Annotated in this window: 14 protein-coding genes; 1 reads left to right on the top strand and 13 read right to left on the bottom strand. The window is 33.6% G+C overall.

Annotated elements, in window-relative coordinates:
- Positions 1 to 9: 9 nt before the first annotated feature.
- The 12 genes from NIL_RS10765 to NIL_RS10710 all read right to left on the bottom strand — a co-directional run bounded on the left by NIL_RS10765 (position 10) and on the right by NIL_RS10710 (position 10,405).
- Positions 10 to 261: a hypothetical protein gene (locus NIL_RS10765; RefSeq protein WP_187648706.1), complete on the bottom strand. Its 252-nt coding sequence runs from the start codon at positions 259 to 261 to the stop codon at positions 10 to 12.
- Positions 262 to 283: 22 nt separating this feature from the next.
- Positions 284 to 733, bottom strand: a complete 450-nt coding sequence (gene ssb / locus NIL_RS10760; RefSeq protein WP_187648758.1) for a single-stranded DNA-binding protein — start codon at positions 731 to 733, stop codon at positions 284 to 286.
- 690 nt (positions 734 to 1,423) lie between these two features.
- Positions 1,424 to 2,095 (bottom strand): hypothetical protein, encoded by a 672-nt coding sequence (locus NIL_RS10755; RefSeq protein WP_187648705.1) that lies wholly within the window; start codon positions 2,093 to 2,095, stop codon positions 1,424 to 1,426.
- 423 nt (positions 2,096 to 2,518) lie between these two features.
- Complete coding sequence (locus NIL_RS10750) at positions 2,519 to 3,586, bottom strand: integrase core domain-containing protein (protein ID WP_187648704.1); 1,068 nt, start codon at positions 3,584 to 3,586, stop codon at positions 2,519 to 2,521.
- 46 nt (positions 3,587 to 3,632) lie between these two features.
- Positions 3,633 to 3,920: a hypothetical protein gene (locus NIL_RS10745; protein WP_187648703.1), complete on the bottom strand. Its 288-nt coding sequence runs from the start codon at positions 3,918 to 3,920 to the stop codon at positions 3,633 to 3,635.
- Entirely contained in the window at positions 3,920 to 4,471 is a 552-nt protein-coding gene (locus tag NIL_RS10740; protein ID WP_187648702.1) for a hypothetical protein, read from the bottom strand. The genes NIL_RS10745 and NIL_RS10740 overlap by 1 nt, the downstream gene beginning before the upstream one ends.
- Positions 4,458 to 6,749, bottom strand: a complete 2,292-nt coding sequence (locus tag NIL_RS10735) for a diguanylate cyclase (protein ID WP_187648701.1) — start codon at positions 6,747 to 6,749, stop codon at positions 4,458 to 4,460. The genes NIL_RS10740 and NIL_RS10735 overlap by 14 nt, the downstream gene beginning before the upstream one ends.
- 1 nt (position 6,750) lies before the next feature.
- Positions 6,751 to 8,121: a type IV secretory system conjugative DNA transfer family protein gene (locus NIL_RS10730; protein WP_187648700.1), complete on the bottom strand. Its 1,371-nt coding sequence runs from the start codon at positions 8,119 to 8,121 to the stop codon at positions 6,751 to 6,753.
- Positions 8,108 to 8,668: an HD-GYP domain-containing protein gene (locus NIL_RS10725; protein WP_187648699.1), complete on the bottom strand. Its 561-nt coding sequence runs from the start codon at positions 8,666 to 8,668 to the stop codon at positions 8,108 to 8,110. Before NIL_RS10725 ends, NIL_RS10730 begins: the two co-directional genes overlap by 14 nt.
- A 10-nt stretch (positions 8,669 to 8,678) precedes the next feature.
- Entirely contained in the window at positions 8,679 to 9,494 is an 816-nt protein-coding gene (locus tag NIL_RS10720) for a hypothetical protein (protein ID WP_187648698.1), read from the bottom strand.
- A 12-nt stretch (positions 9,495 to 9,506) separates the two neighbouring features.
- On the bottom strand, positions 9,507 to 10,196 hold the full coding sequence (locus NIL_RS10715) for a hypothetical protein (RefSeq protein ID WP_187648697.1): 690 nt from the start codon (positions 10,194 to 10,196) through the stop codon (positions 9,507 to 9,509).
- Positions 10,196 to 10,405: a hypothetical protein gene (locus NIL_RS10710; protein ID WP_187648696.1), complete on the bottom strand. Its 210-nt coding sequence runs from the start codon at positions 10,403 to 10,405 to the stop codon at positions 10,196 to 10,198. Before NIL_RS10710 ends, NIL_RS10715 begins: the two co-directional genes overlap by 1 nt.
- A gap of 97 nt (positions 10,406 to 10,502) precedes the next feature.
- Between NIL_RS10710 and NIL_RS10705 the strand changes: the two genes are divergently transcribed.
- Positions 10,503 to 10,760, top strand: coding sequence for a helix-turn-helix domain-containing protein (locus NIL_RS10705; RefSeq protein WP_187648695.1), 258 nt, complete (start codon positions 10,503 to 10,505; stop codon positions 10,758 to 10,760).
- Here the strand turns inward: NIL_RS10705 and NIL_RS10700 are convergent.
- The gene (locus NIL_RS10700) at positions 10,735 to 11,259 is read right to left on the bottom strand and encodes a thermonuclease family protein (protein WP_187648694.1); all 525 of its coding nucleotides are present in this window, start codon (positions 11,257 to 11,259) and stop codon (positions 10,735 to 10,737) included. The genes NIL_RS10705 and NIL_RS10700 overlap by 26 nt on opposite strands.
- Positions 11,260 to 11,286 lie beyond the last annotated feature (27 nt).

Raw genomic sequence — 11,286 nt, 5'->3', positions numbered from 1 at the left:
GATCCGCTCCTACATACTTGCAGCCAAAACCATCCATATGTAGCCAACTATTGCCAAAATCCATATCTTGACAAATGTAAAAAACCAAAAAGCATTTAAGCTTTTTGATTTATCAAAAACACTACGATATAGATAGCTTACAAAGAGCATCCATCCAATACCCATAAAAACATTAACTGCAAGCGTAAAAAGAAACGGCAAAGCAACCGCATGGAAAAAGCCCTTTGCGATTGCTATTTTTTCATTTCTTGTAAACTCCATTTCATCCTCCATTATCTACATTTTAAAAAGGTATATCATCATCATCTATATCGGCCTCTGGTATTTGAGGGGATTGTTTATTTGCTGGTTTTTTCTGTACAGGTTGTTGTGATTGATTTTGTGGAGATTGTTGCTGAGATTCTCCATTCTTACGGTCAAGAATTTTTAGTGTCGAGACCGCAACTATATGGCGGCTCTTTTTCTGACCGCTACTATCAATCCACTGTTCCTGTACCAATCTCCCCTCCAGTAACACGAAACTACCTTTTCGCAAATACTGATTTGCTATTTCGGCACTACGTCCGAAAATATTAAAATCGATGAACATTGTCTCAACTTTTTGCTCACCATTTGCATCTTTGTATTTGCGATTGGTAGCTATACCGGATTTGGCCAATGCAGTTCCATTTTGGAAATATCTTAGTTCAATATCACGGGTTAAATTCCCGACTAATACTATTTTGTTATACATCTCCATTACCTCCATTTCTTAATTAGTTGAAAACTTTACAAGCAAAATGAAAACTACGACTATTACAGTGATAGCAAAATCCATGTAGCTCATTTTGCACCTCATTTCTTCATTGACGCATAGTAAAAGTCTATCTTGGCATTGTGTGTTTGGACATTACCCAAGGTTTTGTTAAAACTCCCTACAAAACCTTTTCCAAAGGTCAAAACTGCCAAGAATAATCCTACAAACAACAAGTACTTCATCTCCATTTCCTCCATTCCTGCATTTTGTAAAGTCTTAAATAAGACTAAGAGCATACGAAGGCAAAATTGCCCAAAAAGAGCGAAACGCTCTGCCTCATTACCTCCATCATCTGCATAGTTGTGTTGTAGTCTTGTCTACATTTTGCACCTCCATTATGTTATTCATTACTCCATTACATAAAGGCTTTTTAGCCAACTTTTCTTGATGTTCAGCGTGATTCGCAACATCACGCCCGCCCTTATGGGAAACTTCGCTATATTGACAAGTTAAAGAAGAAGGTGCATTGATATAAAAGAGAAAATATAATAATGAAGAGTTTTTGTAGCTCTGTGAAGTTTACTATAAGGGCTGCCCTATGTTTCCATAGGGAACGGACTATATCTTCATCCCTGCTTAGGGATGCCCCCTGTTTCGCCTGCCTTGTTTAGCTCCCGCCAAACTTGCTTATTCCGACTTTTTTTCTTCTGCCAACATGCTTCTTATTTCTTTTTTCAAAGAAGAGAAGCGTATTTCATGCACTCTATCGCCTTTTGCCTTTTTAACAAGTTCTAAGGCCTTGTTTTTGGCTTCAATAACTGCATTTTCAAACTCTTTTAAAGGTTTGAGCCATTTTTCCTCAACAATCTTCATTGTGCTGTTTTGTTTAATTGGTAGGTCATAGTTATCAATTGTCATCAAGGCTTCAAACAGATCTTCGGAATGCGCCGTATTGCTAACAAGCACATCAACTATAACATTACTGTTTCTTATAAGATTCAATTTTTCATCTTGCTTCATTCTTTTATACTTAGAAAAATTGAAGTTTACATATTCTCCTCCAAGTTCAGATGCTCTCTCAATTACATCACTGGCCTTGTCCACAAGTTTTTCAACAGTCTCATTCCATTTGGCAACCTCTTCGCCTGTCAATCCGTATCCCCATTCCTCACGAATTACGATATCAGCATTGTCTATTAGTCTAACAGGTCTAAGCAAGGCTTCCCTTACCTTAGTTTTAAATGGATAAACTATTGCTTTTGGATTCTCTCTTACAAGACGAACCTTTTGTTCGATTCTCTCTTTTGCAATTCCACCATTACCTTTTTGCTCTCTACGATTTGCTCTATTATTCGCCATTGTCCATACCTCCATTGTAATATTGTAGTGATTTGAATATTGAATTGATTAAGAATAAACTAAAAGGAAGCTAAACTGCTTGCAGGCTACTCCCTTACGGGATAGTCTCTGAAGGTTCTCCATATTTGTAGAGTTACAAACTTAGGAGCTTCCCTGCTGATTACCCAATCCTTATGATTTTTCACCATCGCACCTGCCGTTTCCAGCTATGCTGTGGTCCATAAGGCTCTAAGGGCTTCCCAGCATAAAAGGGGGTTTTGTATCGGCTATTCAATAACCGATTTCCAATTCCGCACTCTATTCGTTGGGTATTGCCCAACAAGTTCGCCTGACACGGGCGGAGCGTGTTGATTCAGGGAACTTCATCAACTATCTTTTATAGTAAAAGATATGCCATATTTTATCATGGAAAAAATTAAAAAGTCAATTATTTGTATAAGTCCAATACATACGGCACTCATTATGATTTTCAAGAAGGTATTTTACCGGAGATTTAAAATTAAGTGAATAGTGTGGTATTTTGGTATTGTAATCGATGAGCCAATTAGCAAGATGTTTATTAAATTCTTCCAAATCTGTAAAGAGAAGGTCTTCATAGTAATCAACAAACTGTTCTTGAATAGTTCTATTAAATCGTTCATTATGGGCATTCATTTTAGGGCTTTTAGGATATGTCCAATAGTGAATAAAGTTTTTTTGTTGGAGTAAAGCATCAAACTCTTTTTTAAATTCACTACCATTATCTGAAAGAATAGCAAGAGAGTATTTTTGCTTGTTTTTTATAGAGGTAATGCCATCAATGAGAGCTTCAAGTGCGAAGGCTGTATGTTTTGCTCTTTTGGAGGGAATTGCTACAGCAAAGGCTACTCTACTTACTGGGTCAATCATTGTAAGGATATATCGTCTAATACCATTTGAGACTCTTTGAATTGTATCAACCGCCCATAATTGAAAGGGTTGTGTTTTTAAATTTTTTGGCTTTCTGTTTTTATTTGAAGTTCTCTTTTTAGGCTTTACTCTTCCTTTGGCATCTATCCTATAAGGAAAGTGTCTCATTTTGTCTGGAGCTTTTGCGATAATCCTGCCTATTGTTGACTCTGATGGAGTTTTAAGTCCTTTTGCTTCACAAAAGGGTTTAAGTAGATGATAGAGTTTTGCTTTACCAATATTTGGATACTCTTGTCTTAATTTTCGTATTTGTCTGACTATTTCCAAAGAGACTTTAGATTCTCTTACTCTTTTTGGTTTCCGTGATTTTGGATTAAGAGCCGTAATATCCTTATTTGCCTCTTTATATGCTTTTTTCCATCTAAAAAGAGTCCTTCTGCTAACTCCAAAGGCTTCGGTTGTAGCCTCTAATCCGTATTTCTCCCAAAACTCTAATATCTTTTTTCTTTTTTTCACCTCTTCGCTTATCATAAGCGAATTGTAGTATATCCTTTCTAATCTTTTATACCCTTTGACCCCTAGCAACGTGTATCTGATTTGCACTCCCTTCCCTCCTTATAGGAGTGCCATATCTTTTTGAATCTGTGCATTATTGAGAATTTTTCATCTGAAAGATTAAAAGAGGTTCGTCATAATCAAGTCCTGCTTTATCGGCTATGTATTTTAATATATCTGATGTTTTAACCAGTGTCACCTTAAATTTTTCGATAATCTCCCCTGCCTCTTTCGGGTCAAGATCAGTTTTGCCCTCTCTAATAGCCCTGAAAATATCATTTGTTCTTATCAGAAGATCACACATTGTTTCTGCTTCTTTACAATCAGTATATACAATCCTTGAGTTTGGTTTATTAATCATATCTGTACGTTTTCTACCCATTACATACTCCCTATTGTATAGTTATCAAAAAACTTGTAACCTAAAAAAGTAACAATTCCTATTATCATATAAAAAAGCCAACTGTTCTGCGAAAAGGCAACTTTTATATCCTGTGCACTTGGTATAGAATTTTCAATCAAAACATATAAAATAAAATAAAAAAGCAATATGCTCCACCAGGTATTCGGCATATAATTAAAATAATTCATAAAAACAAAAAAAGCTACAATAAGTAAGAAAAGTGGAGCCAAGCCTATTAAAAAAGCATTGTAGAAAGCAACATATGCCGATACACTTCCAAAATCCCATATATATCTTTGCCCATCCAAAGAAACTCTTTTCTTCGGAATAATCGAGAAACCGTAAGGTCTGCCACCGGTAATAGAGGCAACCAACCAGTGACTTATTTCATGAGGCAAAGTATCAATAACACCCCAAAACATAACGCTCCACATTTTGTCTGTTCTCAAAAGGAAACTTTTGAATCTTATTATTAATACTATCAACACAATACCTGTAAAATGAAACATCAAAACATCAGACATTTTCATGATACTCCGAATATTGGTAAACTTTCGCCTTGTTTAAAACATCATCTTTTAACTTGCTGTTTTCCAATTTGGCTTCGTCAAGTCCAAAAACCCTTCCAAAAATAGGTATCGCATTAAATTCTACTTTCTGAAATACAAGATCAATTACAAATTTACTACTATAATATCCATTATCTATATCAATATATCCTACCACATTGCGTTTTTTAGCCTCTTCTACAAAATATCTTGTCATCTTCTCTGAATCAACAGGAGAAACAACTTCCTCGATTACATTTTTCACGGTATTCCAGTCAAACAGTATCATGTCCTTATACGAAACGCTTAAAATATCAACAATAAGTCCACTCGAATATGCTTTATTAATCATTTGAGACAACTTATCAAATATCTTCCCTTCATACTCATCAAACTCAAACTCTATCTTATCTGTTTTGATTTCCTTTTTATTATCATTTACAAACTCATTTTTCTTAGTATCCTCATTGTTTTTCCCATCTTTATTGATTATTCCAAACTCTGCCCCAACATCAAAATCTATATCACTCAGCTCTACAATATTGTTTTTTTTATCTTTTTTGTCCTTATCTTTATTTTTGATGCTTTTTTTAATTTTATTCTCTTCTTTTCCATACAAAAACACCCTATTCTTTCCGGACTTTTTAGCATCATATAACGCTTTATCAGCATTAGCAATAAGATCATTTATTGTTGCACATCCAGAAGCAGTTACCATTCCAATACTCACGGTAAATTTTATCTCTTTTTCTTCAAACTCAATCCCTGAATTTTCAATCTTGGTACATATTTTTTTAAATAAATTTTTTCCACTCTCTTCATCCATATCCGGTATTACTACTGCAAACTCTTCACCTCCATAACGATATACTTTACCGTTATATTCCCTTACTTCTGAATATATAACATCTACAATCTTTTTAAGAACCTGATCACCGGCCAGATGACCGTATGTATCATTTATTTTTTTAAAATTATCTCCATCTATCATGGCGAATATCATAGTATCCTTATGTTCGGCAAAATATAAATCAATATCCTTTTCAAAACACATTCTATTATAGGCTCTTGTTAGGCTATCTTTAAGTACCGCATCCTCAAGCATTCTTTTCTCTTCATATACTTTTTCCAATTCCTCTTTAAGTTTTTGTTCATTTTCCAAATCTTTATCGTCTTTACTTTTTTTGTTTTTTTTCAATCTTTTAGTTAAAGGTTTACCAACATTTTTATCAAGAATATATCTTTCAATTTCACGTTTTCTCGCAAGCTTATCTGCATCAACAAGCATTTTTATCAGTTCATTACCATTGTTAGGCAACTTTACTGCATGATGATTTTCTATCGCTTCAACTACGATGTCCCTGCTCTCATATGAAGGAAACATCTCTATAAAGATAAGCTTCGAAACAATATGATGCGGTTGCTGTCTAAAGATTTCAATAGATACCTTTTTGACTTTTTCTTCAATTTTTTGAATTTTTCCTATGTCATGTGCAAGAGCTGATACAACTGCTTTGCCAAATAGCATCGCAAACTGGGTTTTGCCTCGTTTATCAAGTATTGCATATATCTCTTCCAAAACATTTAATGTATGATCGTAAAGTGTTATATTCCTTAATACTTTATATGAGTTCAATCCGTCCGTACTAACAATCTCATCTTTGTATTTAATCTCCGGATCTTTATCATAATAACTTGCAACACTTGGAATATCACCTTTATCTTCCAATAATTTTAAAAGATCAATAATAATAACTCTTTCTTCGTTTGACAATCTCTCAATATTTGGAGCTATAATTCTTTGATAGATCTCATTGGTTTTGTTTTTTTCAAACTCAGGATACTCATATGTATTTGGCAATAAAACATTAGATGATTGCTCCTCCTCAACTTGTTTCCTCACCTCTTCTCTAAGTGCATCTTTATAATCTTCGGCTTCAAGCCACAAATAGGCAATATCGTTAAGATGTATATATTTAACTGAACAGTTTGCCCTGGTTTTTAATTTATAATCTTTCCATATCAATGCACCTATTAAAATTATATTTTCTGCAATCAGAACCATATACACATATTTTCTATTTTCGTCCAAAATGTGTATAAAAAGATCCAAATCAAAAAGAAATCTACCGGTTTTAAGATATATTATTCCTGTAACTATTGCAACTACACTAATAGCCATAGCAAATATGTACTTGAAAATCTTTCCATACAAAGGATGTCTATATATAAAATCCATAAATCTATCTAAAAAAAACATTTTATCCCTCTTTACTTGTGATATCCGGAAATTGAATAACATATTCGGCTTTGCGGACCGGTGCTGTTTTTCCTTTGTATTCACCTTCAAATCCAAAATAATAAAACTCTCTTTTTTGCAATCTGTTTACATCTTCCGGTTTTATATTCACCTCTTCCACTTCTCTTGTAGTTATCCCCCCATTGAGAGACAGGATCGGCGAATATCCTTTTCTTGTTCCGCCATACCTTGCAATTAATTCTGCACTATTTTGTTCGTTTAGCCTCATTACAATCTTAGTACTGGTAAGGTCAAAAAGACGATTTGCTCTATCTCGTCCAATCTCCGCTACAATATCAGCCATCGACTGCGTAATACCTGTTATAGATACATTTGCCCCTCTTCCTTGCGCATATAATGTTTCAATGCCACGATATACTGATGATGCCATTTCATCGATATAAATATTTAACCTGCGATCAAATTTTTTACCAGATGCATAATATCTTCCAACCGAACTCTGTATCATTGAAATTACAACTTTAGATACAACACTTGAAACCTGCCTTGTTAAAAGCGACCCCGTTTGAATATAAAGAATAACTCCTTCTCCTCTTTCTAATCGATCAATAAAAATATTTTTGTTAACATTTCCTATAATTTTTCCGGTGTTACCAGTTGTCATTTGTGTAAGAGTTGTTCTGAGCGTTGAGGATACTTTTGAAAAATAATCTTGAGGGGAAGAGAGGATCTGATTGATCAGTTCTTGTATACGGTCTTTCTCCTCCATTCCTCTAATACCTTTAATCTGGGTGAGCAAGGAATTAAGTCCTTGATAATGTGCATATCTGGCAACTTCATCAAAATTAAGCGGTCTGTTTTCACCGGCAACTTTTCTCATCATTAGTAGTGATTTTACAATAGCAGTAGTTGTCTCAAGGGAAACATTATAAAAAAATTCATCTTCAGTAGGTACACCAGCAACAATATGGGAAATAATCTCTTCTTCCATATAGTAATGTCTCAGGGGATTGATATGAATAGACAGACTCGGAAAAATCGGGGATAAAAAAAGCAATTCTTTTTCTCGCCCGTATGTCTGGGCAACCTGAAAAATCTTACAAAACAGATCAATATCTCCTTTGGGGTCAACGACAATAACATTATCACCTTTGATAATATCCTGCTCTGCCATATTTTCAAGCAATCTTGTTTTTCCTACACCAGGTGCCCCAAAAACTGAAATATGGTTGACTTTATTGCTATCATTCAATTTGATTTCAACAAGTTCCTTTTGCTTAAAATCATCTATACGAAATCCCTTCCCAATTAAAGTATAATTTTTGTGATTGTTTTTACCGAATTTTTTACAACAACCGCTAAAGAGTTTCATAGTATGCCTTTAAAATCTTTTCAATTGCATCAACTTCTTCTTTTTGTAGAAAAATATAATTTTTATACGGTTTCATTGTAGTTTCAAGAGCTTCTCTAAAGGTAAAAGGTGGCCGATAACTTCTCGGTGAAACACATCCCTGAAATACATCCGCAATATTTATAAAAGAGGCTTCCTTAGGAAAGTTTGTTTCTTTATAGTATCCACTGCCATCCGGTAGTTCATGATGATAGTAAACAAAATCTGCACATTTTACAAGTCCTCTTTTCTCAAGATATTCATGAGATAGAACAGGATGTCTTTTAACAACCTCTTTTTCTTGCTCGTTCAAATGTCCGGGTTTTTGTAAATAGTTTCCTACCCCAAGCAAACCTAAATTTGCATAATATCCCGCAAGATAATACTCAGGTTCTTCTATTCCAAACTCTTTGCCTATCAAAGAAGCAATAATGCCAGTTTCATTTATCTTCTGATACAAGAAAGGTTTGTATAGTTTTAACATAGCAACAAAGTCATCGAGGAATTTTTTTTCATATTCAAAATCCATAATTCTCCCTTTAATAGTTTTCATATTCTTGTTTTGCTGTATATTTACTCTTATTTCGCAAATATCCTTTATAGAAAATTGTCAAATAAGGAAAAAATGCAAACAGCAACATTGAAAAAAGTATCTCTTTGCCTGCATCGTCAAGTGCTGGAATTATAAACCGATAGTAATATTGATATAATGCTTCCGGCGTGACCCCGTTTTCAACAAATATATCCACAAACCATTTTGTGTAATCGATCATTGTATAAATAAAATCAGGATCTTGATAAGATAGCTTTTGCAGGTAATTAAAAAGCATATAAATCCCGACACCTTTTAAAATAAATGTGGCACTTCGACCATTCAAAAAAGAAAAGATTGCTCTTTTTGTTAAATCTCCTTCATAATACTTTGATAAAAAAATCATAAACAATGTAGATGCAAGAATTGGCAAATATGAACCTATATCGAATATAAGCTGCTCATTATAAGTGATGTTTTGTCCAAAAAAGAAAACTTTAAAGCTTGGATATACTGTTTGTAAAAATGGTAACAGTGTTACAAAAAACAATCCTTCTACTATTCCGCTCTTAAATCCAACTTTAAAAAAATCCCAGATTTGTTCAATAGTAAAATATTCTTTCGGTAAATCCTCTGATGCCCTGCTTTCCAATACATAATATCTTTGGATTTCGCTAAGAGCATTTAGAATATTTTTCGGTTTTTTATATGCAGAACCTTCAGCTGCTGCTGCGTTATTCGTTTTAAGGTCCACATTTTGTGTCGCAAATCGTCCACCTGATCCATACCCACCGCTTCCACCTGATCCATAACTACCTGGCATTAAAATACCTCCTTATAATTGTTTAAAAATTACTTTTTCACCCAAACTTAATCTTACAAGTTCAATCTCTTGTTTGCTGGGCATTTTACCTATATAAATTTTTGTACGATAACCAAATTTTCTCTCAATTGCGTATATCCTATAATCATTACCAATTATTTCTCTAATTATATATTCGGTCAATTTTTTTGATACTCTATCAAGAACAATATTCACTCTCCCTTTTTTCTTACTAAGTTTATGGACATGAAAATACAACTCTGTTTCCTTTGTATATTTTCCATCATTAAGCTCTTTTGGATTCAATAAATTTTTAGGAGCAAAAGCATTCCCGTATTTCGTAAATACCAACAAACCCTTATCTGTTGTATCAATTATCTTGCCCCTTATAACTTTATCTTTTCCGATATCATTTTTAATAGTTTTTATCTTATCTCTTACATACGCATCGATCATATTCTTGTAAAACTTGTCTCTTATTTTCAAAAGTCTGTTTTGTGTTATATGAACTTTTCTTTTCTTTCTGCTGCCATCTTTATTAACATACAACTCATATATCGTATAATTTTTACCATCGAAAGAGTCTATAAGCTCTCCCAGATTTAGATCCTCTTTTATTGTCTCTTTCAATATTTTCATAATAGTGAAACTATCTACATCATAGCTTCTCGATACTTCATTGAGCAGATCTAAAACAGTCATCAATCTGCAAAATCCTTATATTTATCGCCAAATTCTTCGATTAAATACTCCAAAAGCCCTTCTTCTTTTAATGCCTTAATAGTTTTCCTATCTTTCCTAAGTCCAGCAACCGTTCCGTAAAAACCAGCTGAGCTAAGTCCATATTTCTCAATAATTTTTCGAGGCTTAATGCCCCTCTTATCGAGCTCTAAAATTACCTTGTGCTTCATTTTGATATAATTATCCTTTGTAGATTATTGATAAAATATTTTATCAAAAATTATCAAATTTTAGAAGAAAATCGACTAAAATTTATCAAGGTTTGAAATGAATCCAAAAAACAAAATATTTGGGCAACGATTAAGAGCAATAAGAAAGGAGCTTGGATTATCACAAGAAGAATTTGTTGAAATTTTAAGCAAAGTACATCCTATATCTCAAAGATCTTTGTCTGCAATTGAAATCGGGGAAAGAAGATTATGCCTTGATTTGGCCGATGATATATGTGAAGTATTTAAAATCAATTTAGAATGGATAAGAACCGGTAAAGGAGAGAAATTCACCTCTCCTCAAGACACTGCATAACCTTTATTCCCAAAGCACTACTCCACAAACCTCTTCTGTGTTGTTTTGCATCTTTTAACAAAATTCTAAATTTTCTTTCTATGGAATAATTTTTTATGTATCTCCAGTAAGGAACAGCATATCCGCTCTCTACTGCCAGTTCATTGTATATCCCATAAGGAGTATCTACAATACATATAAATCGCCCATAACGATCTTGTCCTGTAATTTTAAAACTATACTTTTTACCTTTTTTAAAAATCTTTTTTGCGAAACCAGTTGCAATCTTACCAGCTTCAACCATAGAGCTTGCGGTAATGCCCTTACACTTACTCGCATCTCTTTTAGCTTTTTTATTGAGCTTACTCTCTGGTGTGTCTATAAAAGCTATTCTACAAACTATTCTTTTTCCTTCGCTGTATAGTTTAAGTGTATCACCATCTACTACTTTCTCCAAAATACCTATATCTGCAAATCCAAAAGTTATAATACTTAAATAAACCATAATTTTCTTAAACATACCAACTCCTTTTTTTGATACAATATA

Origin of the sequence: Nitrosophilus labii (genome assembly GCF_014466985.1) — a bacterium.
Lineage (GTDB): Bacteria > Campylobacterota > Campylobacteria > Campylobacterales > Nitratiruptoraceae > Nitrosophilus_A > Nitrosophilus_A labii.
Note: the sequence above shows the minus strand (reverse complement) of the source record. Positions and strands in the feature narration are given on the sequence as shown.